At 71.0% G+C, this 24,740-nt stretch carries 22 protein-coding genes and 3 tRNA genes; 16 read left to right on the plus strand and 9 right to left on the minus strand.

Going from position 1 to position 24,740, the window contains the following annotated elements; translation table 11 throughout:
• Positions 1-119: 119 nt before the first annotated feature.
• From OG552_RS26255 to OG552_RS26285, 7 genes are all read left to right on the plus strand, one after another.
• Positions 120-638 carry a hypothetical protein gene (locus OG552_RS26255; RefSeq protein WP_329141144.1) on the plus strand — a complete coding sequence of 173 codons (519 nt, stop codon included), beginning with the start codon at positions 120-122 and terminating at the stop codon, positions 636-638.
• A 45-nt stretch (positions 639-683) separates the two neighbouring features.
• Complete coding sequence (locus OG552_RS26260) at positions 684-1,610, plus strand: hypothetical protein (RefSeq protein ID WP_329136983.1); 927 nt, start codon at positions 684-686, stop codon at positions 1,608-1,610.
• A 77-nt stretch (positions 1,611-1,687) separates the two neighbouring features.
• Positions 1,688-2,167 carry a GNAT family N-acetyltransferase gene (locus OG552_RS26265; protein ID WP_329136985.1) on the plus strand — a complete coding sequence of 160 codons (480 nt, stop codon included), beginning with the start codon at positions 1,688-1,690 and terminating at the stop codon, positions 2,165-2,167.
• Positions 2,168-2,242: 75 nt separating this feature from the next.
• Complete coding sequence (locus tag OG552_RS26270) at positions 2,243-3,304, plus strand: HpcH/HpaI aldolase/citrate lyase family protein (protein WP_329136987.1); 1,062 nt, start codon at positions 2,243-2,245, stop codon at positions 3,302-3,304.
• On the plus strand, positions 3,301-4,167 hold the full coding sequence (locus tag OG552_RS26275; RefSeq protein WP_329136989.1) for an HpcH/HpaI aldolase/citrate lyase family protein: 867 nt from the start codon (positions 3,301-3,303) through the stop codon (positions 4,165-4,167). Before OG552_RS26270 ends, OG552_RS26275 begins: the two co-directional genes overlap by 4 nt.
• 181 nt (positions 4,168-4,348) lie before the next feature.
• Positions 4,349-5,932 carry an acyl-CoA carboxylase subunit beta gene (locus OG552_RS26280; protein WP_329136991.1) on the plus strand — a complete coding sequence of 528 codons (1,584 nt, stop codon included), beginning with the start codon at positions 4,349-4,351 and terminating at the stop codon, positions 5,930-5,932.
• 9 nt (positions 5,933-5,941) lie between these two features.
• Positions 5,942-6,169, plus strand: a complete 228-nt coding sequence (locus OG552_RS26285; protein ID WP_329136993.1) for an acyl-CoA carboxylase epsilon subunit — start codon at positions 5,942-5,944, stop codon at positions 6,167-6,169.
• A gap of 111 nt (positions 6,170-6,280) precedes the next feature.
• On the opposite strand, the gene OG552_RS26290 is transcribed toward OG552_RS26285, so the two are convergent.
• From OG552_RS26290 to OG552_RS26325, 8 genes are all read right to left on the minus strand, one after another.
• Positions 6,281-6,859: a GTP-binding protein gene (locus OG552_RS26290; RefSeq protein ID WP_329136995.1), complete on the minus strand. Its 579-nt coding sequence runs from the start codon at positions 6,857-6,859 to the stop codon at positions 6,281-6,283.
• Entirely contained in the window at positions 6,840-7,391 is a 552-nt protein-coding gene (locus OG552_RS26295; RefSeq protein ID WP_329136997.1) for a DUF742 domain-containing protein, read from the minus strand. Before OG552_RS26295 ends, OG552_RS26290 begins: the two co-directional genes overlap by 20 nt.
• A gap of 81 nt (positions 7,392-7,472) precedes the next feature.
• Positions 7,473-7,886 carry a roadblock/LC7 domain-containing protein gene (locus OG552_RS26300; RefSeq protein WP_033173109.1) on the minus strand — a complete coding sequence of 138 codons (414 nt, stop codon included), beginning with the start codon at positions 7,884-7,886 and terminating at the stop codon, positions 7,473-7,475.
• A 9-nt stretch (positions 7,887-7,895) separates the two neighbouring features.
• Positions 7,896-11,087, minus strand: coding sequence for a sensor histidine kinase (locus tag OG552_RS26305; protein ID WP_329141146.1), 3,192 nt, complete (start codon positions 11,085-11,087; stop codon positions 7,896-7,898).
• Between the two features lie 469 nt (positions 11,088-11,556).
• Positions 11,557-12,162: a GTP-binding protein gene (locus tag OG552_RS26310; RefSeq protein WP_329136999.1), complete on the minus strand. Its 606-nt coding sequence runs from the start codon at positions 12,160-12,162 to the stop codon at positions 11,557-11,559.
• Complete coding sequence (locus OG552_RS26315) at positions 12,143-12,550, minus strand: DUF742 domain-containing protein (protein ID WP_093737126.1); 408 nt, start codon at positions 12,548-12,550, stop codon at positions 12,143-12,145. Before OG552_RS26315 ends, OG552_RS26310 begins: the two co-directional genes overlap by 20 nt.
• Positions 12,551-12,689: 139 nt before the next feature.
• Positions 12,690-13,103 (minus strand): roadblock/LC7 domain-containing protein, encoded by a 414-nt coding sequence (locus OG552_RS26320; RefSeq protein ID WP_093737125.1) that lies wholly within the window; start codon positions 13,101-13,103, stop codon positions 12,690-12,692.
• Between the two features lie 9 nt (positions 13,104-13,112).
• On the minus strand, positions 13,113-17,315 hold the full coding sequence (locus tag OG552_RS26325; protein WP_329137002.1) for a nitrate- and nitrite sensing domain-containing protein: 4,203 nt from the start codon (positions 17,313-17,315) through the stop codon (positions 13,113-13,115).
• Positions 17,316-17,895: 580 nt separating this feature from the next.
• On the opposite strand from OG552_RS26325, the gene OG552_RS26330 reads away from it, so the two are divergent.
• The 7 genes from OG552_RS26330 to OG552_RS26360 all read left to right on the plus strand — a co-directional run bounded on the left by OG552_RS26330 (position 17,896) and on the right by OG552_RS26360 (position 21,690).
• The gene (locus OG552_RS26330) at positions 17,896-18,117 is read left to right on the plus strand and encodes a hypothetical protein (protein ID WP_329137004.1); all 222 of its coding nucleotides are present in this window, start codon (positions 17,896-17,898) and stop codon (positions 18,115-18,117) included.
• 96 nt (positions 18,118-18,213) lie between these two features.
• The gene (locus OG552_RS26335) at positions 18,214-19,002 is read left to right on the plus strand and encodes a fumarylacetoacetate hydrolase family protein (RefSeq protein WP_329137005.1); all 789 of its coding nucleotides are present in this window, start codon (positions 18,214-18,216) and stop codon (positions 19,000-19,002) included.
• Entirely contained in the window at positions 18,995-20,488 is a 1,494-nt protein-coding gene (gltX, locus tag OG552_RS26340) for a glutamate--tRNA ligase (protein ID WP_329137007.1), read from the plus strand. Before OG552_RS26335 ends, gltX begins: the two co-directional genes overlap by 8 nt.
• 87 nt (positions 20,489-20,575) lie before the next feature.
• Positions 20,576-21,295: an HAD family hydrolase gene (locus OG552_RS26345; RefSeq protein ID WP_329141148.1), complete on the plus strand. Its 720-nt coding sequence runs from the start codon at positions 20,576-20,578 to the stop codon at positions 21,293-21,295.
• 85 nt (positions 21,296-21,380) lie between these two features.
• Positions 21,381-21,452: transfer RNA gene (locus OG552_RS26350), tRNA-Gln, on the plus strand.
• A gap of 29 nt (positions 21,453-21,481) precedes the next feature.
• Positions 21,482-21,554, plus strand: a tRNA-Glu gene (locus tag OG552_RS26355).
• A gap of 63 nt (positions 21,555-21,617) precedes the next feature.
• Positions 21,618-21,690 (plus strand) — tRNA-Glu (locus OG552_RS26360).
• 111 nt (positions 21,691-21,801) lie between these two features.
• On the opposite strand, the gene ndgR is transcribed toward OG552_RS26360, so the two are convergent.
• Entirely contained in the window at positions 21,802-22,518 is a 717-nt protein-coding gene (gene ndgR, locus OG552_RS26365; protein ID WP_327288530.1) for an IclR family transcriptional regulator NdgR, read from the minus strand.
• Between the two features lie 144 nt (positions 22,519-22,662).
• Here ndgR and leuC point away from each other — a divergent pair, with 144 nt between their 5' ends.
• Together leuC and leuD are read left to right on the plus strand one after the other, a co-directional pair.
• Entirely contained in the window at positions 22,663-24,087 is a 1,425-nt protein-coding gene (leuC, locus tag OG552_RS26370; protein ID WP_329137012.1) for a 3-isopropylmalate dehydratase large subunit, read from the plus strand.
• A gap of 7 nt (positions 24,088-24,094) precedes the next feature.
• The gene (gene leuD, locus OG552_RS26375) at positions 24,095-24,691 is read left to right on the plus strand and encodes a 3-isopropylmalate dehydratase small subunit (protein WP_329137013.1); all 597 of its coding nucleotides are present in this window, start codon (positions 24,095-24,097) and stop codon (positions 24,689-24,691) included.
• The last annotated feature ends 49 nt before the right edge of the window (positions 24,692-24,740 follow it).

The following is a 24,740-nucleotide window of genomic DNA, read 5'->3' on the forward strand; positions in this document are numbered from 1 at the left end:
CCCGCACCGCACAGGAAGTTCACTGCCCGCCCTCTGGCGGACGCGCGTAGAACTCCCGCACACTTGCCTCCTGCGCCACCTGCACCCCATCGACCGCAGGAGGAAACCGTATGAAGACGATGCGACCGCACCCCCGTATGCGCGCCCTGATCAGCGGTTTCGCGCTGATCCTCCTGGTGCTCTTCACCCCCGGCGCCGGCCTCGCGTCCAGCCACGACGCGTACGCGGTCAGCAAGCTGACCCACGCCCAGGCGACCAGCATGTTCAGCGCGGCCGGCATCACCTGGTCGTCGTCCGGCGGCTGTTCCAACCGCGCCAACTCCACCTGTACGTCGTTCGACCAGCTCAACCTGACCACCGCCCAGGGCGCGGTCACCCTCAAGCAGGCCAGCGGCTGCGCCCTGAACATCACCGGCGGCACCGAGGTCGGCCACGCCAGCGGGACGTACTCGCACTACAACGGCTACAAACTGGACTTCGGCAAGAACACCTGCCTCACCAACTACGTCCACAACACGTTCACATACATCGGCCTGCGCGGCGACGGCTACCCGCAGTGGCAGGCCGCCTCCAGCAACATCTACGCCGACGAGGGCAACCACTGGGACGTCCTCTTCTACACCTGCGGCGGCTGCTGACCGTTTCCTGGAGCCCCCACCGCCGTGCGGTTACAGTCCTGGCCCATGGGGAACTTCGCCTGGACGGTGGTGGGGGCCGCGGCGGGAGTGCTGCGGCTGACGACGACCCGGCGGGACCGCAAGGCCGCCGCGGTCGCCGCGGAGCGGGTGTTTCCCGGCGGCCTGCGGGTGGTGGCGGCGCGCACACTCTTTCCGCAGACCACCGGCAGCGAGATCGTCTTCGCCGTCACCGGCGACCCGGACGCGGTGGTACGGCTGCGGACCGCCGGCGGCGGCAGAGAACCGGACGAGGCCGCGGTCCGGGCGGCGGTCGCCACGGGGCAGGCCGCGGCGGAGCGCTGGCGGACCGTCAACTCCGCCTTCGCCGCGGCCGGTTACCCGGTGCTCGGGATGAGCGAGACGCTGGACACGCCCTGGGTGACCGCGGACCTCACCGCCGCCACCCTCGACGAGATACTGACCGGCCTGCGGTCCTGCACGACGTCCACCGGAGTCTCCAGCGTGCTGATCGCCCCTCCCGAGGTGGCCCGCGCCCTCCCGCCCGAGCCGGCCGGCCTGCCCACCCTGCTGTGGGCGACCGGCCGCCGCCGGCTCGCCGCCCTCTCCGGCCGCCGCCCCTACCACCGGCTCTCGTACCGCCCCGACGGCACCCCGGCGCTCGGCGTGGTCCGCCCCTTCCACCTCCAGCAGACCTACGAGGCCGCGGCGATGGCGAGCGCGGCACGCTGGCTGGCGGCCGAGCTCCCCGGCGCGGAGCCGGTCGTCCTCCTCGGTGCCACACCGCTGCTGCCCGGCCGGCTCGACCGGGTCAAGGGCTATGTGGTCTTCCGCGACGCCGGCGACACGCCCGGCTCGTACGGCGATCACGCCCTCCTGGTCACCACCGACCTGGACGGCGCCCTCACCGGTGAACCGACCGTGCTCCGCGACCGCCGCCAGGGCACCGGGCGGCTCGATCTGCCCGCGCTGTAGGGACCGGCCCGAAGCTCCCGCCCGGCGCCGCGGAAAACCGTTCGAAGCCGTCACGGGCGCCCCCGTAGGGTGCCCCGGTGACCCGAGCCCTCATCCGCCCGGCCGCCGCGGAAGACGCCGCCGCCATCGCGCACGTCCATGTCACCTCCCGCGAGGCGACGATGCCGTACCTCCCGCCGCGCCGCCGTACCGACGAGCAAGTCGTGGCGTGGGTACGGGACATCGTGCTGCCCGGGGCGGCCGTCTGGGTGGCCGAGACGGACGGCGCCGTGGTCGGGTACGCGGCCGTCGCGGACGGCGTGCTGGACGCGCTCTACCTGCTGCCCGGCGTGCGCCGCCAGGGCATCGGCACCCTGCTGCTGCGTCAGGCGCAGGCGCACTGCCCGGCCGGCCTGTCGCTCTTCGTCTTCCAGAAGAACACCGGGGCCCGCGCTTTCTACGCCCACCACGGCTTCACCGTGGCCGACACGAACGACGGCTCCCGGAACATGGAGCGGGAACCGGATATGACGATGCGGTGGGAACCGGTGACCAACGGCACACGTACTGACGGGTAACCGCCCGTACCGGCCGGTCATAAGGTGTGGCGGGTACGTCACCTCCCCACCCTCGACCGACCCCGGGAGATACGCATGCGCTCGGCCAAGGACTTCTTCCGTCCCCTGGCAGTGGGGGCACCCGCCCCCGTGCGCGAAGTGCCGTTCCGGCCCTCGCGGATGATCCACTTCTTCGACCCCGGCAACGAGAAGATGGCCGCCAAGATCCCCGCCCTCGTCCCCCAGGTGGACGTGGCGCTGGGCAACCTGGAGGACGCCGTCCCGGCCGACCGCAAGGAGGCGGCGAGGTCGGGCCTGGTACGGATCGCCCGCGCCACGGACTTCGGCGCCACCCAGCTGTGGACGCGCGTCAACAGCCTCGACTCCCCGTGGGCGCTGGACGACCTGCTGACCCTGGTCACCGAGATCGGCGACAAGCTCGACGTGATCATGGTCCCCAAGGTCGAGGGCGCCCAGGACATCCACTACGTGGACCGGCTGCTGGCCCAGCTGGAGGCGAAGGCCGGCGTGACCCGGCCGATCCTCGTGCACGCCATCCTGGAGACCGCGACCGGTGTGGCAGCCGTCGAGGAGATCGCCGGCGCCAGCCCCCGGATGCAGGGCATCTCGCTCGGCCCCGCCGACCTCGCCGCCAGCCGGCGGATGAAGACCACCCGGGTCGGCGGCGGCCACCCCGGCTACCTGGTCCGTGCGGACCCCGACGGCGACCGGCCCCGGGCCACCTACCAGCAGGACCTGTGGCACTACACGATCGCGAGGATGGTCGACGCGTGTGCGGCGCACGGCATCCTCCCGTACTACGGCCCCTTCGGGGACATCCAGGACGTCACCGCCTGCGAGGACCAGTTCCGCAACGCCTTCCTGCTCGGCTGCGTCGGCGCCTGGTCGCTGCACCCGGTGCAGATCGGCATCGCCCGGAGGGTGTTCTCGCCCGCCCCGCAGGACGTGGCCTGGGCACGCCGGGTGATCGACGCCATGGGCGACGGGACCGGCGCGGTGATGATCGACGGCAAGATGCAGGACGACGCCACGTACAAGCAGTGCCAGGTGGTGGCGGAACTCGCGGACGCGCTCGCCGCCCGCGACCCGGAACTCGCCGAGGCGTACGCCGCGGCGCTCAAGGAGGCCCAGCGATGACCGAACCGCGCCCGCGCCGCTCCGTCCTCTACATGCCGGGCGCCAACGAGCGCGCCCTGGAGAAGGCCAGGACCCTGCCCACCGACGCGCTCATCCTCGACCTGGAGGACTCGGTGGCGCCGGACGCCAAGGCCGGCGCCCGCAAGCGGGTCGCGGCGGCCGCGGCGAGCGGCGAGTACGGCCCCCGGGAGGTCACCATCCGGGTCAACGCCCCCGGCACCCCCTGGCACACCGAGGACCTCAAGGCCGCCGCCGAGGCGGGCCCTGACGCGGTGGTGGTGCCCAAGGTCGACTCGGCCGACACCGTACGGCGGATCGTGGCGGCGCTGGAGGCCGGCGGCGCCCCGGACCGCACCGCCGTCTGGGCGATGATCGAGACACCCGAGGCGGTCTTCGAGGCGCGGGCCATCGCCGCCGCCTCCGAACGGCTCACCGTACTGGTGCTCGGCACCAACGACCTCGTCAAGGAACTGCGGGCCGAGCACGTCCCGGGCCGGGCCCCGCTGCTCACCGCGCTGTCGCTGGTGCTGCTCGCGGCCCGGGTCACCGGCAAGACCGTCTTGGACGGTGTCTACAACGACGTTCAGGACCTGGCCGGCTTCGAGGCCGAGACGCTGCAGAGCCGGCAGCTCGGCTTCGACGGCAAGACGCTGATCCATCCGAAGCAACTGGAGCCGTGTAACCGGATCTTCACGCCGACCGACGCCGAAGTGGACAGGTCCCGCCGTATCATCGCCGCGTTCGAAGAGGCCACGTCACAGGGGCGCGGAGTGGTCACGGTGGACGGCAGGATGATCGAGAACCTCCATGTGGACGAGGCCCGCCGGGTGCTGGCGGTGGTCGAGGCGGTCCGGGACCGCTGACCGCGGGAATCACCCGGGCGGCCGATCGGGCCGGTGCGGAACGGAGCACGGCGGGCTCCCGCCGATCCACCGGCGGGACCTCGCCCGCAGCGCCTTCTGTCGGGTTCCACCATGAAGTACCGGCGGACACTGTACGAAGTCGATGGCCCGTAACCGGGTCCCGCGCTCGTACTGTCGGTACATGACCACATCGCAAGAGGTGCCCGTCGCGGCGAACGACAGCCGCGGGCGCGTCGCCGAGCTCCACGCGATCCGCGAGGAGGTCCGGCGCGGTCCGAGCGAGAAGGCGACCGAGGCCCAGAAGGCCAAGGGCAAGCTGACCGCACGGGAGCGGATCGACCTGCTGCTGGACGAGGGGTCCTTCCGTGAGGTCGAGCCGCTGCGGCGGCACCGGGCGACGGGTTTCGGTCTGGAGGCCAAGCGCCCCTACACCGACGGTGTGATCACCGGCTGGGGCACCGTGCACGGCCGTACGGTCTTCCTCTACGCCCACGACTTCCGGATCTTCGGCGGCGCGCTGGGCGAGGCCCACGCCACGAAGATCCACAAGATCATGGACATGGCGATCTCGGCGGGTGCCCCGCTGATCTCGCTGAACGACGGCGCCGGCGCCCGCATCCAGGAGGGTGTCTCGGCGCTGGCCGGCTACGGCGGCATCTTCCAGCGCAACACCCGCGCCTCGGGCGTCATCCCGCAGATCAGCGTGATGCTCGGCCCGTGCGCGGGCGGCGCGGCCTACTCCCCGGCGCTCACCGACTTCGTCTTCATGGTCCGTGAGACCTCGCAGATGTTCATCACCGGCCCGGACGTGGTCCAGGCGGTCACCGGCGAGCAGATCAGCCAGAACGGCCTCGGCGGCGCCGACGTGCACTCCGCCGTCTCGGGCGTCTCGCACTTCGCCTACGACGATGAGCAGACCTGCCTGGAAGAGGTCCGCTACCTGCTCTCGCTCCTCCCGCAGAACAACCGGGAGAACCCGCCGGCCGTCGAGTCCGCCGACCCCGCGGACCGCCGCGGCGACGTCCTGCTGGACCTGGTGCCCGCCGACGGCAACCGCTCCTACGACATGCACAAGGTGATCGAGGAGATCGTCGACGAGGGCGAGTACCTGGAGGTCCACGAGCGCTGGGCCACCAACATCATCTGCGCCCTGTCCCGGCTGGACGGCCAGGTGGTCGGCATCGTCGCCAACCAGCCCGCGTCGCTGGCCGGCGTGCTGGACATCGAGGCGTCCGAGAAGGCCGCCCGCTTCGTGCAGATGTGCGACGCCTTCAACATCCCGATCATCACCCTGCTGGACGTCCCCGGCTTCCTGCCCGGTGTCGCCCAGGAGCACGGCGGGATCATCCGGCACGGCGCCAAGCTGCTCTACGCCTACTGCAACGCCACCGTGCCGCGGATCTCGCTGATCCTGCGCAAGGCGTACGGCGGCGCGTACATCGTCATGGACTCCCAGTCCATCGGCGCCGACCTGACCTACGCCTGGCCGACGAACGAGATCGCCGTGATGGGCGCCGAAGGTGCCGCCAACGTCATCTTCCGGCGGCAGATCGCCGAGGCCGACGACCCCGACGCGATGCGTGCGCGGATGGTCAAGGAGTACAAGGCCGAGCTGATGCACCCGTACTACGCGGCCGAGCGCGGCCTGGTCGACGACGTCATCGACCCCGCCGAGACGCGCGAGGTGCTGATCAGCTCGCTGACCATGCTCCGCACCAAGCACGCCGACCTGCCGTCGCGCAAGCACGGCAACCCTCCCCAGTAACACACCGTCATGCAGACCACGGAGACCCCTGTGAGTACTCCCACCGATTCCCTCGTGCGCGTCGAGAAGGGCCACGCCGACCCCGAGGAGCTGGCCGCCCTGACCGCCATCCTGCTGGCCCGCGCGGCCGCCGGTGAGGTCGGTGCCGCCCCGGCCCGCCCGGCCCGCTCCACGGCCGCCTGGCGCCGTCTGGAGCGCACCCCTGGCTTCCGCGCCCCGCACAGCTGGCAGGGCTGACCGCTCCCGGCAGCAGCGCGCGAACGGCCGGCTGACGGCCCGCCAAGTGCCCGCCACGACAACGGCCCCCACCGCCTCGGCGGTGGGGGCCGTACGCGTTGCCGTCCGGCCTCAGCGCAGCCGGGCCATCAGGGCGTGCTCCACCAGGGTGATCAGCGCGCTCTTCGCCTCGCCGCGGTGCCGGGCGTCGGTGGTGATGATGGGGGCCTCGGGGCCGATCTGCAGCGCCTCGCGGACTTCTTCGGGGCCGTAGGGCTGGTGTCCGTCGAAGCCGTTGAGGGCGATCACGAACGGCAGGCCGCTGTTCTCGAAGTAGTCCACCGCGGGGAAGCAGTCGGCCAGCCGGCGGGTGTCGACCAGCACGATCGCGCCGATGGCACCGCGCACCAGGTCGTCCCACATGAACCAGAACCGGTCCTGGCCGGGCGTACCGAAGAGATAGAGGATCAGGTCCTCGTCGAGCGTGATCCGCCCGAAGTCCATGGCCACCGTGGTGGTGGTCTTGTCCGGCGCGTGCGTGAGATCGTCGATCCCGGCCGAAGCGGAGGTCATCACAGCCTCGGTACGCAGCGGATTGATCTCCGACACGGCACCGACAAGCGTGGTCTTGCCCACGCCGAATCCGCCCGCCACCACGATTTTCGCGGAGGTGGTCGCGCGGGTTGGACCGCTAGAGCTTCCGAAGTCCACTGAGCACCCTTTCAAGCAATGTCACGTCAGGCTGGCCGCCGGCCGCCGCATCACCACCGGGCTGGTGGATCGCGACCAGACCGGCCTCGGCCAGGTCGGCCACGAGGATCCGCACCACGCCGAGCGGGATGGTGAGCAGCGCGGAGATCTCCGCGACCGACTTCACCTCCCGGCACAGCAGGCAGATCCGCTGGTGTTCCGGCAGCTGCCCCCGCAGCCGCTCGGGATCCGCGGTGGTACTCACCAGGGCCTCGATGGCCAGCTGGTAGCGCGGCCTGGTCCGGCCGCCGGTCATCGTGTACGGGCGCACCAGACCGGAAGGCGCGGGCCGGCGGCTGCCGCCGCTCGCCCCACCGCCCCGCCGGCCCGGAGGGGCCTGGGGCGGCGGGGCCTGCGGCGGCGCGTACGGCTGGATACGCGGCCGGCGGTACTGCGGCTCGGGCTCCGGAGTGGGAGCCGAGGGGAACTGATACGGGTTCAGAGGCGGCTGCTGCTGGCTGCCGTACGGATCTCCGCCGGGGGACGTGCTCACGAGTCCTCCTCCTGATACGGCCTGCCGACCGGTGTCCGGGCCCCTGGACGGGGTCCGGACCAGCAGCATGCCGGGCTTGCGTTAGTTGAGCAGGCTGCCCTGCAGTTCGGCCCGGAGGTCCGGAGTGAGTACGGTGCCCGCCCGGTCGACGAGCAGGGCCATCTCGTAGCCGACGAGGCCGATGTCGCACTCGGGGTGCGCCAGTACGGCCAGCGACGAGCCGTCGGAGACGGACATGATGAAGAGGAAGCCGCGCTCCATCTCGACCACGGTCTGGTTGACGCTGCCGCCCTCGAAAATGCGGGAGGCACCGGCGGTGAGCGAGGTCAAACCGGAGGCGACGGCGGCGAGCTGGTCGGCGCGGTCGCGGGGGAATCCGTCGGACATCGCGAGCAGCAGGCCGTCGGCGGAGACCACCACGGTGTGGGACACCCCGGGGGTGTTGTCCACGAAGTTGGTGATCAACCAGTTCAGATTCTGTGCCGCCTGGCTCATCGGACTCAACTAGCGCTCCTGGTTCTGGGGGCCGCCGAATCGGCTGTCGGTGGCCTGTCCGTTCGTGTCAGTTCCAGCAGTGCGCCCTTGCTGGACGCCACGCCGCAGATTACTCAACCTGCCGCGTACATCCTCCGGTGCGCGGGAGACCTGTGGGCCACCCTGCGGGGTCTGCGTCGCGGCACCCGGGACCAGGTTGGCCTTGGGTACCCGCCGCGGCAGGCCGGAAGGGGTGACTCCGCCTGCCTTCGGCTCACGGACCGACTCGGCCCGCTGCCAATGCTCGTCGTTGGTCGACCGCCAGTCGGACTCGTCCGGCTGCGGAGGATTCTGTTCCCCGGGACTCTCCTGAGCAGCCGGCTCCGGAGACTCCTGAGGTTCCTTCGGTTCCTGAGGGGGATGCTGCCGACGGTCGCGGCGCGGCAGGCCGGAGTCCGTCAGCGAGGGTGAGACTACGCTCTCCGGTGCCTGTTGCGGGAGCGGCGGAACGGATTCCGCCACCTCGGGTTCAGCTCCGGTCCAGTCACCTTGAGCCGAGGGGTAACCGGGGAACTCCGCCGCGTCACCCGTGGCCTGGTAGGCGGGGTCGTAACCGTTCTGGCCGGCCTGTCCGTAGGCCGGGTCGTAGGACTGCTGGGCCGGCTGGCCGTCGCCGCCCTGGTAGGACTGGTCGTAACCGCCGTCGTAAGCGCCCTGGTACGACTGCCCGGCCGCGCCGAAGAACCCGTTCTGCGGGGCCGGTTCGTACGGCGGCTGGAAGCCCTGGCCGTATCCCTGCCCGGCCTGCTGCTGTCCCTGCTGCTGTCCTTGCTGCTGGTAATCCGGGTCGTAGTTCTGATCGGATGGGTAGCCGTCCGCGGTGGGCGGATAACCGTCGCCGGCCGCTTCGTAGCCGTAGCCGCCGTCATATCCGGGCTGCCGCTCGTCGTACGCCCCGGTCTCGTCCTGGCGCTGCTGCGGCAGGTCCGCCTCGTCCTGCCGGTCGGCGGCGGCGGCCTCCAGCTGGGCCCGGCGCTCCTCGCGGAGCAGCGAGCGGCCCACCGGGTCGAGCTGACCGGGCTGCCCTGGCTGGCGCTCGTAGCGGGAGTCGTCGAAGCCGAGCTCGGCCGCGGTGCGCTGACCGGGCTCCGCCGACACCACCGCGGGGCGGAACGGGGAGGCCTCGGCGGCGTCGTGCTCCGGCACGATCCGGGAGACGGTGAAGTCGGTGTCCGGCTCGTCGGCGAACTCCTCGCCGCCACCGCCGTGGGTGATCGGCTCCGGCAGCATCACCAGCGACGTGGTGCCCGCCTGCTCGCCCGACGGCCGCAGCTGCACCCGGATGCCGTGCCGGTCGGCCAGCCGTCCGACCACGAACAGGCCCATCCGCTTGGCGACTTCGACGTCCACGGTGGGCGGCTCGGCCAGCTTGTGGTTGATGTCGGCGAAGTCCTCGGCGGTCAGGCCGATGCCGCGGTCGTGGATCTCGATCATCACCCGGCCGTCCGGCAGCCGGGTCGCGGTGACCCGGACCTTGGTCTGCGGCGAGGAGAAGCTGGTGGCGTTCTCCAGCAGCTCGGCGAGCAGGTGCACCAGGTCGGTGACCGCGCTTCCGTGGATGTCGGTCTCGGGGATGCCGACCAGTTCGATGCGGTCGTACGCCTCCACCTCGGAGGCCGCCGCGCGCAGCACGTCCACCAGCGGCACCGGCTGGTTCCACTGCCGGCCCGCCTCCTCGCCGGCGAGCACCAGCAGGTTCTCCCCGTTGCGCCGCATACGGGTGGCGAGGTGGTCCATCCGGAAGAGGTTCTCCAGCTGGTCCGGGTCCGCCTCGTTGTTCTCCAGCTCGGTGATCAGGGTGAGCTGGCGCTGGATGAGGCCCTGGTTGCGCTGGGAGAGGTTGGTGAAGATCGCGTTGACGTTGCCGCGGAGCAGCGCCTGTTCGGCGGCCAGCCGGACCGCCTCGCGGTGCACCTGGTCGAAGGCCCGGGCGACCTCGCCGATCTCGTCCTGGCTGTTGATCGGGATCGGCGCCACCTGGGTGTTCACCCGGCCCGGGTCGGTCCGCGAGAGCTGGTCGACCAGGCCGGGCAGCCGGGTCTCGGCGATCTCGAAGGCCGCACCGCGCAGCCGGCGCATGCTGCGGCTCATCGCCCGGGCCATCAGACCGGCCACGATGAACGCGATGATCAGCGCCACCACCACGATCGCCGAGTTGAGGATCGCGTCCTTGCGGGCGTCGGAGGCGACGTTCGAGGCGTCGGAGGACGCCTGGTCGGTGAGCGCGGTCTCGACCGAACGGTAGGCGTCGTAGGACAGGCCGGCGGCCCGCATGTACGACTCGGGGGTGATGCCCAGGCGGTTGAGATCACGGGCGGAGCGGCCGGGCGAGGCGATGTCGGTGACCATCGTGGTCAGGTCCGGCGGCACCACGAAGGCGGTGTGCGACTGCTCCGCCTGGTGCTGGGCCGCCAGGATCTCCGCCTGGCCCTTCTCCTCCGCGGCCTTCTGCGCCGCCTGCAGCCGGGCCTGGTCCTGCGGGGAGCCGCCGCCCTGGAACTCCTCCAGGGCGATGCCCTCCAGGTACTGGTACGAACCCAGCGACGTCTTCTGCAGCGCCAGCTCGGCCGGCGGGACCGGCTGCTGCACCAGGATGTGGGTGCCGATCGAGCGGGTCAGCGACTGGGCCGACTTGGCCAGCGAGATGGCGTAGAGGGTACGGCCGTAGGCGGCGGCGTTGCCCGTCCCGAAGCCGAGTTCGTTGTCCAGTTCCATCAGCGGGTGCTGGACCCGGACGTAGAACTCCTCGGTCTGCACCCCGGGCAGCTGACGGGTGTACGCGGCCTTGCGGAGGCTGGCGAGCTGCGGTTCGACGGAGCGGAAGTTCGCCAGCCGGCGCTTGAGTTCGGCGGTCGCCGGGGCGTGTTCCGCGGCGGTGTCGAAGGCGCGGGCGGCGGCGTCGGTGGCGGCATAGGCCGCGGACACCTTGGGGTCGCTGCGCCGGCCGGCCAGCAGCGGGACCGCGGTGTTGTCGCGTTCCAGCTCCAGGGCGTTGCTGTACTCGGAGGCCGCCCTGATCAGGTTGGCGGTGCGGACCGCGTCGTCGGCCTGCTGCCAGGTGTCGACCGAGCTCTTGACCCGGAAGCCGCCGAAGACGAGGGCGACCAGCACCGGGATCAGGAGGATGGCGTTCAGCCGGGTGGCCACCCGCCAGTTGCGCATGCTGAACCGGCTGCCCGAGTCCGGCAGTGCGGGCGTCTCCACCGCGGCCGGATCGACGAACGTGCTTCCCACCGTGCGCTGGGGCGGCGTGAAGTTCCCCCGCGGGCCCTGTGGGGTGCCCGCTTCTGCTCGCCTCGTGTTCCTCACTGGACCAACAACCTCTCGGCGACGGCGCGACTCCGGCCGTTCCTACGCTCGGGTTCTGCGAATTCCAGCACGTCATGGGCACGCTGACCAAACGTCTGGAAGGGGGGAAACGGCATCCGAACCGTGGATATAAAACGGGCAAAAGCCAGAAAATCCAGCAAAACCTGTGCTGGGCGTACGCGCTGCGGCATCAGATGAGCGCGAGCAGTGGTCACAGGCCCCCGAAACTCTCTCGAAATGTTATGAACACAAGGACCCGTTGTGTCAATGACACAACGGGTCCCCGTAGCTCGTGAACTGGCAAGTTTGCCAGTGGCATGGGTTACTTGAGACGGGCCAGCAGCGCGTGCTCGACCAGAGTGATCAAAGCGCTTTTCGCCTCGCCCCGGTGACGGGCGTCGGTGGTGATGATGGGGGCCTCGGGGCCGATCTGCAAGGCCTCGCGGACTTCTTCCGGACGGTACGGCTGATGTCCGTCGAATCCGTTGAGGGCGATCACGAACGGCAGACCGCTGTTCTCGAAGTAGTCCACCGCCGGGAAACAGTCCGCCAGCCGGCGGGTGTCCACCAGCACCACCGCACCGATGGCACCGCGCACCAGGTCGTCCCACATGAACCAGAACCGGTCCTGCCCGGGCGTACCGAACAGGTACAGGATCAGGTCGTCGTCCAGCGTGATACGGCCGAAGTCCATCGCCACCGTGGTGGTGGTCTTGTCCTGGACGTGGCTGAGGTCGTCGATGCCGGCCGAGGCCGAGGTCATCACGGCCTCGGTACGCAGCGGGTTGATCTCCGACACCGCGCCCACGAACGTGGTCTTGCCCACGCCGAAGCCGCCTGCCACCACAATCTTCGCGGAGGTCGTGGACCTCGCCGGCGGCGCGCCGTACGCCGGCTGCGCCTGTGGCCTAGAGCTTCCGAAGTCCACTGAGCACCCTCTCAAGCAGTGTCACATCTGGCTGGCCGCCCGCTTCGCCGCTGCCCGGCTGGTGAATGGCGACCATACCGGCCTCGGCGAGGTCGGCCACGAGGATCCGGGCCACGCCGAGCGGGATGGCGAGTAGTGCGGAGATCTCGGCCACCGACTTGATCTCACGCGTCAGATGGCAGATCCGCTGGTGCTCCGGGAGCAGTCCGGAGTACTGCGACGGATCCGCGGTGGTGCTGACCAACGCCTCGATGGCCAGCTGGTAACGCGGCCGGGTACGGCCACCGGTCATGGCGTACGGCCGCACCAGGGGCTGATCGCCTTCCACCCCGTACGGCGCGTGGTGGGACGCGCCGTACGGGCCCGGCGAGGCGGGTGGCGGGGTCATGAGGGTCCTCCGTGTCCGGGCAGTGCTACGGCTGGTGCGGAATTACGGGAACGTGCGGCTTGCTGCGTCTTTTCAGTTCTGATCAGGTCTGCACGATGTCGATCACGTCTTTGGTGCCGTCTTTCGAACCGGTGGACGCTCAGTGCATGAGACTGCCCTGGAGCTCTGCACGGAGATCCGGGGTCAGTACCGCACCCGCCCGGTCGACGAGCAGCGCCATTTCGTAACCGACGAGGCCGATGTCGCACTCGGGGTGCGCCAGTACGGCCAGTGAGGAACCGTCGGAGACCGACATCAGGAAAAGGAATCCACGCTCCATCTCGACCACGGTCTGATTGACACTGCCGCCCTCGAAAATCCGGGACGCGCCCGCTGTCAGCGATGTCAGACCGGAGGCCACGGCCGCCAGTTGATCGGCGCGATCCCGGGGGAATCCGTCGGACATCGCCAGCAGCAGGCCGTCGGCGGAGACCACCACCGTGTGGGACACCCCGGGGGTGTTGTCCACGAAGTTGGTGATCAACCAGTTCAGATTCTGTGCCGCCTGGCTCATCGCACTCAACTAGCGCTCCTGGGAGTTCGTACCGAAACCACGGCCGTCGGGCTGACCGCCGGCCTGGCGGCCTTGCTGGATACCCCTGCGGAGGTTGGTCAGACGTCCGCGTACATCGTCGGGGGCCCGCGAAACCTGCGGACCACCCTGCGGCGCCTGCTGAGGCGCCGCCCCGCCCGCGACCAAGTTGGCTCGCGGCACCCGGCGCGGCAGACCGGAGGGGGTGACCCCACCGGCTGACGGCTCCCGGATCTGTTCGGCTCGCTGCCGCAGCGCGTCATTCGGCGAGCTCCGCCAGTTCGGCGTCTCCCGCGGCAACGGCTGGGCCATCGGTGCCGCCGGACCCTGCTGGGAGGTCTGAGCGGCCTGAGCCGGCTGCGGAGCGCCGCTGTGGCGCGGCGCGCCCATCGGTGCCCCGGGCGGGAAACCGCCGCCGGGCCGCTGCGGTTCGGACCGCGGCCGCTGCGGCGGCGCGGTGCGGCCCACCGGGCGCGGCGCCGGCGCGGGCTGCTGGGCCCGCGGGTTCTGGCCCGTCTGCGCGGTCTGCGCCGCCTGCTCCACGTGGATCTGCTGCATCCGCTCGGCCTGACCGGTGCGGAACCAGTCCGACTCGATCGCCGAGAAGATCGGCGTCGGCTCGTCGCCGCGGGTCGGAGCCGGCGGCAGCGCCATCGGCTCGGCCGGCGGGGCCTGCGGCTCGGGGCGGTTCTGCGCCGGCCGCTGCTGGTTCGGGTAGCCCTGCCCGTCGCCCGGCTGCTGCTGCGGGTACTGGTTGGGGGCCCCGCCGCCGTACGCCGGGGGCATCTCGCCCTGGCCGCCGCGGCCCGGCAGCTGCTGGTGGGTGCCGGTGTCGAACGGGTCCTGCTGGGCGCCGGGCGTCCAGCCCTGGCTGCCCTGCGGACCGCGCGGGCCGCGCTGCGGGAGGCCGCCAGGGCCGTCCGCCCCCTGGAACGGGCCGGGCTGCTGCTGGGCGGGGAACTGACCGGTCTGGCTGTTGCGGTCGTCCTGGCCGGTCGGGGCGTAGTCGTTCTCGCGCACCGGCGGGAACTGCGTGGTGTCGCCCGGGCCGCCCTGCTGCGGGGCCATCGGGTACTGGCCGGGGGTTCCCCCGCCGAAGGCCGGGGGAGTGGTGCCAGGACCGCCCTGGCCCTGCATCGGGAACTGGCCGGTGCTGTACGGGTCCTGCGGGGCGCCGCCGCCGTAGGCGGGTCCCTGCTGGCCCTGGCGCTGCCCTTGGCCCGGACCCTGGCCCGGACCCTGTCCTTGGCCCTGGCCGCCGCGGTGCGGGAGGCCGCCGCCCGGGAGCGGGAACTGCCCGGTCTGGCTCTGGCCCTGGTTGCCGCCGCCCTGGTTCTGGCCGGGCTGCTGCGGCGGCTGGTACTGGCCGCCGTTGCCGCTGTTGTAGCCGGTGGGCGCGAAGTCGTCCTCGCGGATCTGCGGGAACTGCGCCGTCTCGTCCGGGGCGTCGGACCGCGGCGGCATCGGGAACTGGCCGGAGGTCGCGCCGCTGAAAGCGGGAGGAGTGTCGTTTCCGCCGGGTCCGCCGCTGTGCCGCGCGGCCGGGCCGGGACGGCCGCCGAAGACGTCCGAACGGAAGCCGCCGGGGCCGGTGTTCTGCGGCTGCGGGGGCGGGAAGCCGCCCACCGGACGGCCCTGTCCCGGCTGCCCCTGCTGACCCTGGTTCGGCTGGCCCTGGTTGGGGCGGCCACCGGGCTGTCCGCCCTGCTGGAAGTCGGCCCGCGGTCCTGTCCCGGCGGGGGCGGGAGTGTCGAAAGCGTCGAAGCCCGGACCCTCCACGTCCTCGTGGCCGCGCGGGGTGTCCATCCCGCGGTCGTCGGGGAAACCGCCCTGCGTGCCGTCCTGGGCCGCCCAGCGCGGCGCGCCGCCCTGCTGACCCTGCTGCTGGCCGGGGCCGCCCGCTCCGGGCCGCCCGCCGCCCGCCCCCGCGCCGATCGCCGGGCGCTGCTGCCCGCCGCCGACCTGGCCGCGCTGCGGGGCGTTGCCGACCCGCGGCGCGTTGCCGAAGGCGCCGGCGATGCCGGAGGTGGCACCGCCCTGCGCCGGGGGAGCGGCCGCCGGGCGCGGCGCGGCACCGGCGTTCTTCGGGTTGGCGCCGCCCTGCGTGACGTCGACGGGCAGCATGACCAGCGCGGTCGTACCGCCGGAGTCGGAGGGGCGGAGCTGGATCCGGATGCCGTGCCGCAGGGACAGCCGGCCGACCACGAACAGACCCATCCGGCGGGAGACCGAGACGTCCACCGTGGGCGGGCTGGCGAGGCGTTCGTTGATGTCGGCCAGGTCCTCGGGGGACAGGCCGATACCGGTGTCGTGGATCTCGATCAGCACCCGGCCGTCGGGCAGCGAGTGACCGGTGACCCGTACCTTCGTCTGCGGCGAGGAGAACGAGGTGGCGTTCTCCAGCAGCTCGGCGAGCAGGTGGACGAGGTCGTTGACGATACGGCCGGTGACCTCGGCGGACGGGACCGCCGTCAGTTCGATCCGTTCGTACTGCTCCACCTCGGACGCGGCGGCGCGGAGCACGTCGACCAGCGGGACCGGGCGGGTCCACCGGCGGCCCGGCTCCTCACCGGCGAGGACCAGCAGGTTCTCACCGTTGCGGCGCATACGGGTCGCGAGGTGGTCCAGCTTGAAGAGCGAGGAGAGCTGGTCCGGGTCGGCCTCGCGGGACTCCAGTTCGGAGATCAGCGACAGCTGGCGCTGGATGAGGCCCTGGCTGCGGCGCGAGAGGTTGGTGAACATCGCGTTGACGTTCCCTCGCAGCAGCGCCTGCTCGGCCGCGAGCCGTACCGCCTCACTGTGGACCTCGTCGAAGGCGCGGGCCACCTGGCCGATCTCGTCACGGCTGTTGATGCCGATCGACTCGACCGAGGTGTCGACGTCCTGCGGGTCGGTCTCGGAGAGCTGGCGGACCAGCTCGGGCAGCCGCTTCTGGGCGACGTCCTGAGCGGTCTGCTGCAGCCGGCGCAGCGAGCGGATCATGGACCGGGCGACGATGAAGGCGCCGACCACGGCCACACCGAGCACCAGCAGGATGATCGCGCCGGAGATCAGCGCTTCCTGCTTGGCCTCGCTCTGCAGCTTCAGCGCCTTCTGCTGCATGTCGTTCAGCAGGGAGCGCTCGATCTGGTTCATCGCCTGGATCTTGGTCCTGGCGTCGTCGTCCCAGTCGAGGTAGGAGCTGTGGAACTTGGTGATGCCGCCCTGCGAGGCGGCGATCCGGCCCTCTTCGGTGTCGTGCGCGCTGATGACGTCGTTGGTCTTCGTCGGTTCCAGCAGCTGCTGCGACGCCGACCCGTAGATGTTCTGGAAGCGGGTCAGCGCGGCGTCCTCCTCGGCGTTCGCCGAGTGCACTGTCTGGTAGTCGTTCGTGTTGAGCGAGCCGGTGGTGGCGAAGGCGGCGCTGATCACCGCCCGCTGGATCGACTCGTACTCCTTGGCCGACGAGAAGGCGGCCAGCGCGCGGGTGGCCTGGATCATCTCGTGGTTGCTGGTCGCCTGCGCCATGTCCTGCGAGAGCGACAGCAGCGACTGGATCAGGCTGTCGTACTGCGTGACCGTCTGCGAGATGCCGACCTGGTCGGTGTACGCGCGGCTGCGGATGTCGTTCAGCGTGGCGAGCTGGCTGCCGATCGACAGCAGGGTGGTGCGGACGCCGCTGAAGACCGGGTCGTCGGCCGAGATGTTGTCGGTGGCCGCCTGGTACTGCTTCAGCTCGCGGGCGGTCGCGGCGCGTGAGGCGGCGACCGCGTCGCTGTCCTTCTGGTGCGATGCCAGCGGTCCCGCCGAGCTGTCGCGCTCCTCCTGCAGGGAGGCGGCCAGGTCGGTCGCGTGCTCGGTGATGTCGGTCAGCGTCTTCATGTGCTCGAGCTGGCTGATGTTGTCCAGCGAGCTGTTGATGCGCAGACCACCGAGCGCCGAGGCGGTCACCACGGGCAGCGCGAGCAGGGAGACGAGCCGGGTGCTGATGCGCCAGTTGCGCATGGCTATGCGCGGACCGGGCTTCGTGTCCAGCCCGGTGATCCGGCCCGCCTCGATGCCGCTGGGCGTGGTCGACCGGCCGGTGGCCGCAGTGGTCCCGGGCGTGGCGGCTCCGGAGTCGGCAGCCGCTTGCGCCGAACCGCTGCCGGTGCCGCCGGGCTGTTGCTCCGGGTCGCCCGCAGCGCCGTTGTCCCTCTTGAAACGTCCCTGCACTAGCGTCGCAACCTCTGGACCAGGCGTCCCCCGCAATGAAGCGGACAGGACGGTGTCGAGTCATGGGGGCTCAGGCCGCCCCGGGTCACGAGGAGGCAGATGTGCCCATCACCACCGCTCGGTACTCGTGCGCGCCCCCTGCGCGCCGGTTCGATGAGATGCGGCGGTCCGGGGAATTCCAGCACAGTGCCGGATCTCCCAACAAGGCCCGTAGCCGACCTGTTCGAATGTGTCACTCGGCGCATTGAGACAAGCACGCAGCGTCGAGCGCCGAATCGTTGAAAGCGGTCAAACCGGGTCTTGCGGGCAACTGCCTGCAGGGGGCACCGGTCACCCCCGTGGGTGGGGCGCTGGGTCTTACGACCCTGTGTGCGGCCTATGCCCGTTTAGGGCGTGGTGCGGAAATGTCGGATATGCGAGCTGTGTGAAGCGCTTCGTGAGGAAAATCACAACGCGTCAGATGTTGGCCCCCGGAGGTTCGGGGAATGGGCGCCACTAGCCTGATGGTTTACAAAAACGGCAAAGTGTCAACCGCATCGCGCCCCTGGTGGGCGCCCCGAACCTGAGGTCCCCACGGCTGATGAAGACCACGCTGATGTTCCGTCAGATCGCCAACCCGCGACGCACGACCCTCGCGCACCTCACCGACGCGACCGACCTGGTCGCCGCCCGGGACACCGGGACCGAGGAGGCCGGGACCGCCGCGGAGACCGGAACCGTCGGCCGGCCGCTGCCGCAGCGCACCGCGAACCCCCGTCGTACGGTACTCAACGAGCTTCCCAAGGCGCCGATCGCCCCCTGACGCCCCGCCGACCCGGATTGACCTGGCCTTATGCCGCGGGTGGGCGGCCTGGCCCGGCGGCGCCGGCGCGCCGCGGGCGACGGCTAGGCTGACGGCATGCGCATCGCCAGGTTCTCCATCGACGGCAACGTCGCCTTCGGCGCGGTCGAGGGCGACTCGACAGGCCCGGGTCTCGAAGGTCTCGTCATCGACATCATGAAGGGCATCCCCTTCGGGGACTTCGAGCTGTCCGGGACGAAAGTGCCGGCCGACAAGGTCCGGCTGCTGTCCCCGGTCCTGCCCAACAAGGTCGTCGCGATCGGCCGGAACTACGCCGACCACGCCAAGGAATTGGGCAACGAAGTGCCCACCACACCCTGGGCGTTCTTCAAGCCGTCGACCTCGGTGGTCGGCCCCGGCGACCCGATCGTGTACCCCTCGTTCTCCAACGAGGTCCACCACGAGGCCGAACTCGCCGTCGTCATCAGCCGGTTGTGCCGCGAGGTGCCCCGGGAACGGGTCAAGGACGTCATCCTCGGCTACACCTGCGCCAACGACGTCACCGCCCGCGACACCCAGCAGACCGAGAAGCAGTGGGCCCGGGCCAAGGGCTTCGACTCCTCCTGCCCGCTCGGCCCCTGGATCGAGACCGACCTCGACCCCGCCGACCTGGCGATCACCGCGACCGTCAACGGCGAACTCCGGCAGGCCGGCCGCACCGCGCAGATGATCAACTCCATCGAGGACCTGATCGTCAACATCACCGAGGCCATGACGCTGCTCCCCGGCGACGTGCTGCTCACCGGCACCCCGGCGGGCGTCGGCCCGCTGCTCCCCGGCGACGAGGTCGCCGTCACCATCGAAGGCATCGGCACTCTCACCAACAAGGTGATCTCGCGTGGCTAGCCCGACCCCCCGTCCCGACGCGTCCGTCCGCGTCCGCTTCTGCCCCTCGCCGACCGGCAACCCGCATGTGGGCCTGATCCGTACCGCCCTCTTCAACTGGGCCTTCGCCCGGCACCACGGCGGCACCCTGGTCTTCCGCATCGAGGACACCGACGCGGCCCGCGACTCCGAGGAGTCGTACCAGCAGCTGCTGGACTCGCTGCGCTGGCTCGGCCTCGACTGGGACGAGGGCCCCGAGGTGGGCGGCCCGCACGCGCCCTACCGGCAGTCGCAGCGGATGGAGATCTACGCCGATGTGGCCCGCCGCCTGAAGGAGACCGGGCACGCGTACGACTGCTACTGCACCCCCGAGGAGCTGGAGACCCGCCGGGCCGCGGCCCGCGCGGCCGGCCGCCCGTCCGGCTACGACGGCCACTGCCGCACCCTCACCGCCGAGCAGGTCGCCGGCTACCTGGCCGAGGGCCGCCCGGCGATCGTCCGCTTCCGGATGCCCGACCAGCCGGTCACCTTCACCGACCTGGTCCGCGGCGAGCTGACCTTCACCCCGGAGAACGTGCCGGACTTCGGCATCGTCCGGGCCAACGGCGCCCCGCTCTACACCCTGGTCAACCCGGTGGACGACGCGCTCATGGAGATCACCCACGTGCTGCGCGGCGAGGACCTGCTCTCCTCCACCCCGCGTCAGATCGCCCTCTACCAGGCGCTGATCGAGCTGGGCGTGGCCAAGGACGTACCCGAGTTCGGCCACCTGCCCTACGTCATGGGCGAGGGCAACAAGAAGCTCTCCAAGCGCGACCCCGAGGCGTCCCTCAACCTCTACCGGGAGCGCGGCTTCCTCCCCGAGGGCCTGCTCAACTACCTCTCGCTGCTCGGCTGGTCCTACGCCGCCGACCAGGACGTCTTCACCATGGCCGAGATGGTCTCCCGGTTCGAGATTGCGGACGTCAACGCCAACCCGGCCCGCTTCGACCTGAAGAAGGCCGAGGCGATCAACGGCGACCACATCCGCCGGCTGACCCCCGAGGCGTTCGCGGCGGCCTGCCTGCCGTGGCTGCGCGCCCCGTACGCCCCCTGGGCCCCCGAGGCGTTCGACGAGGCCGCCTGGCAGGCCATCGCGCCCTACGCCCAGACCCGGGTCACCGTTCTCGCCGACATCACCGCCAATGTCGACTTCCTCTTCCTGGACCGGCCGGTGGCGGACGAGGCGTCCTGGGCCAAGGCGATGAAGGAGGGCTCCGCGGACCTGCTGCGGACCGCCCGGGAGCGGCTGGCCGCGGCCGACTGGTCGTCCGCCGAGGCGCTCAAGGAGGCCGTGCTGGCGGCCGGCGAGGTCCACGGGCTGAAGCTGGGCAAGGCCCAGGCCCCGGTCCGGGTGGCGGTCACCGGCCGTACGGTCGGGCTGCCGCTCTTCGAGTCCCTCCAGATCCTCGGCCGGGACCGCACCCTGGAGCGGATCGACGCGGCGCTGGCCGCGCTGGGGTCCTGAATCCGGTCTGATCCGCCCTGCCCCGGCCTGCTCCGCGCGCATCCGGCCCCGGGGCGCGGGCCGCGCGGTTACATTGCCGGTATGGCGATGGCGATCCGCGCGGTCCTGTGGGACATCGACGACACCATTTTCGACTACGCGACGGCCGACCGGACCGGTATGCGGCTCCATCTCGGCCAGGAGGGCCTGCCCGACGGCTGTACGACCGTCGAGCAGGCCCTCCTGCGCTGGGCGGAACTGACCGAGGTGCACTGGGCGCGGTTCGCCGCGGGGGAGTGCGACTTCCAGAGCCAGCGCCGCGGCCGGGTGCGGGACTTCACCGGACTGCCGCTGACCGACGACGAGGTCGACGCCTACTTCGAGCGGCACCTGACGCACTACGAGTCCGCCTGGGCGCTCTTCCCCGACACCGTGCCCGCACTGGACCTGCTGGCCGCCGACTACCGGCACGCGGTGCTGTCCAACTCCGTCGCGGCCGTCCAGGAGCGCAAGTTGCGCACGCTCGGCGTACGCGACCGGTTCGAGGCGCTGGTGTGCGCGGCGGACCTGGGCCTGGCCAAACCGGCCGCGGACGCCTTCCACGCGGCCTGCCGGGCACTCGCCCTGGAGCCGCACGAGGTCGCCTACGTGGGCAACGAACCGGACATCGACGCCCGCGGCGCGACCGAGGCGGGACTGCTCGGCATCTGGCTGGACCGGCACGGGCGCGGCGGCCGTCCTGACCTGACAAGGATCACCGGGCTCGCCGAACTGCCTCACGTGCTCTGCGGCGATACTCGTTTTGGAGCGGTGTCCCGCATCGGGTAATGTTCTTCCTGCGCCGCCGGAGAGGGCTGAGAAGCCCGGACCGAGAGGCGTAAGCCGAACAAGACCCCAAGGGGTTGCGTTTTGGTGGGGTATGGTGTAATTGGCAACACGGCTGATTCTGGTTCAGTTGTTCTAGGTTCGAGTCCTGGTACCCCAGCGCATCCAGCTCAGTTCAGCGAAGTGCGAGCCCCCGTTGTGTAGTGGCCTAGCACGCTGCCCTCTCAAGGCAGTAGCGCCGGTTCGAATCCGGTCGGGGGTACAGATCCTTTCTTTCCCTCCCCTTCGGGTCGCACCCGGCCGGGATGACGCGAGGATCGCCAGGGCCCCCGTTGTGTAGTGGCCTAGCACGCTGCCCTCTCAAGGCAGTAGCGCCGGTTCGAATCCGGTCGGGGGTACGTACATCAGAAGCCCGTCGCGACAGCGGCGGGCTTCCGGCGTTCCCGGGCGCCCGCTCCACCCCGAAGCGGCGGGGCCGCGCCGGCCCGGGGAGGAGCCGGGAGGAGGCGTCAGCCGCTGCGGCGCAGCGCTTCGCTGAGCCGGCCGGCCGCGTCCACGACCGCCTGCGCGTGCATCCGGCCCGGGTGGCGGGTCAGCCGCTCGATCGGGCCGGAGACCGACACCGCGGCGACCACCCGGTTCGAGGGGCCGCGGACCGGCGCGGAGACCGAGGCGACGCCCGGCTCCCGCTCGCCGATGGACTGCGACCAGCCGCGGCGCCGCACCCCGGACAGCGCGGTCGCGGTGAAGCGGGCCCCCTGCAGACCGCGGTGCAGCCGCTCCGGCTCCTCCCAGGCCATCAGCACCTGCGCGGCCGAGCCGGCCTTCATCGGCAGCGTGGAGCCGACCGGCACGGTGTCCCGCAGTCCGGACAGCCGTTCCGCCGCGGCCACGCAGATCCGCATGTCGCCCTGGCGGCGGTAGAGCTGGGCGCTCTCGCCGGTGACGTCCCGCAGGTGCGTGAGGACGGGCCCGGCGGTGGCGAGCAGCCGGTCCTCACCCGCGGCGGCGGCGAGTTCGGACAGCCGCGGGCCCAGGATGAAGCGGCCCTGCATGTCGCGGGCCACCATCCGGTGGTGTTCCAGCGCGACCGCCAGCCGGTGCGCGGTGGGGCGGGCCAGGCCCGTGGCGCCCACGAGACCGGCCAGGGTGGCCGGACCGGACTCCAGCGCGCTGAGCACCAGAGCCGCCTTGTCGAGAACGCCGACGCCGCTAGAGTTGTCCATGCAACGATATTCGCGTCTCACACTATGAAACGCAAGTTCATTTTTCCCGGGAAAGCGTCAGGCTGGGCGTACAGCGCAGTACACACCAGCGGCACACACACCGAGTTGGTCCGGACGAGGATGTACCGGGCCGGAGGGACAGCGATGGGTAGGACACTCGCGGAAAAAGTCTGGGACGACCACGTCGTCCGCCGCGCCGAGGGCGAGCCTGATCTGCTTTTCATCGATCTTCACCTGATCCACGAGGTGACCAGCCCCCAGGCGTTCGACGGGCTGCGGATGAACGGCCGGCAGGTGCGCCGTACCGACCTCACCATCGCCACCGAGGATCACAACACCCCGACCCTCGACATCGACAAGCCGATCGCCGACCCGGTCTCGCGCACCCAGCTGGAGACGCTGCGCAAGAACTGCGCCGAGTTCGGGGTACGGCTGCACCCGCTCGGTGACATCGAGCAGGGTGTGGTGCACGTGGTCGGCCCGCAGCTGGGTCTGACCCAGCCCGGCACCACCGTGGTCTGCGGCGACTCGCACACCTCGACCCACGGCGCCTTCGGCGCGCTGGCGTTCGGCATCGGCACCTCGCAGGTCGAGCACGTGCTGGCCACCCAGACGCTGCCGCTGGCCCCGTTCAGGACGATGGCGGTCACCGTCGACGGCGAACTGCCCGACGGCGTCACCGCGAAGGACCTGATCCTCGCGGTGATCACCCAGATCGGCACCGGCGGCGGCCAGGGGTACGTCATCGAGTACCGCGGTTCGGCCATCGAGAAGCTGTCGATGGAAGCCCGGATGACCATCTGCAACATGTCGATCGAGGCGGGCGCGCGGGCCGGCATGATCGCCCCCGACCAGACCACGTTCGACTACCTGGAAGGGCGCGTGCACGCCCCGAAGGGCGCGGACTGGGACGCGGCCCTCACCTACTGGAAGACGCTCAAGACGGACCCGGACGCGGTCTTCGACCACGAGGTGCGGATCGACGCGAGCACCCTCACCCCCTTCGTCACCTGGGGCACCAACCCCGGCCAGGGCGCGCCGCTGAGCGCGGCCGTGCCGGACCCGGCGTCCTTCGCCGACCCGAGCGACCGCTTCGCCGCCGAGAAGGCGCTGGAGTACATGGGCCTGGCCGCCGGCCAGCCGCTGCGCGAGGTCACGGTGGACACCGTCTTCGTCGGTTCCTGCACCAACGGCCGGATCGAGGACCTGCGGGCCGCCGCGTCCGTCGTCCAGGGCCGCCAGGTCGCCGACGGCGTACGGATGCTGGTCGTCCCCGGTTCCGTCCGGGTCGCGCTGCAGGCCGTCGAGGAGGGCCTGGACAAGGTGTTCACCGCGGCCGGCGCCGAATGGCGGCACGCGGGTTGCTCGATGTGTCTGGGTATGAACCCCGACCAACTGGCCCCGGGCGAGCGTTCCGCGTCCACCTCCAACCGCAACTTCGAAGGACGGCAGGGCAAGGGCGGCCGTACGCACCTGGTCTCCCCGCAGGTGGCCGCCGCCACCGCGGTGCTCGGCCACCTCGCCTCGCCCGCGGACCTGTCCGACGCCCCTGCCCTCGCGGAGGTCTGAGCACACCATGGAAGCCTTCACCACCCACACCGGCCGGGCCGTACCGCTGCGCCGCAGCAATGTCGACACCGACCAGATCATCCCCGCGCACTGGCTGAAGAAGGTCACCCGCAACGGGTTCGAGGACGGGCTCTTCGAAGCCTGGCGCAAGGACGAGAACTTCATCCTCAACGCGCCCGAGCGCAGCGGCGCCACCGTGCTGGTGGCCGGCCCCGACTTCGGCACCGGCTCCTCGCGCGAACACGCGGTCTGGGCGCTGCAGAACTACGGCTTCAAGACCGTGATCTCGCCCCGCTTCGCCGACATCTTCCGCGGTAACTCGCTGAAGAACGGCCTGCTCACGGTGGTGCTCCCGCAGGAGACCGTCGAACAGCTGTGGAAGCTCACCGAAGCCGACCCGACCGCGGAGATCACCGTCGACCTGGTCAGCCGCGAGGTGCGCGCCGACGGCGTCACCGCACCGTTCGAACTCGACGACAACGCCCGGTGGCGGCTGCTCGAAGGGCTCGACGACATCAGCCTGACGCTGGCCAACGAGGCCGACATCGCCACCTTCGAGGCGAGCCGGCCGTCGTTCAAGCCGAGCACGGTCGTCTCCGCCTGATCTTCCCGGCCTGACCCCGGCCTGACCTTCCCGGCCCGACCTCCCGAAC

It is taken from the genome of Streptomyces sp. NBC_01476 (assembly GCF_036227265.1).
GTDB lineage: Bacteria > Actinomycetota > Actinomycetes > Streptomycetales > Streptomycetaceae > Actinacidiphila.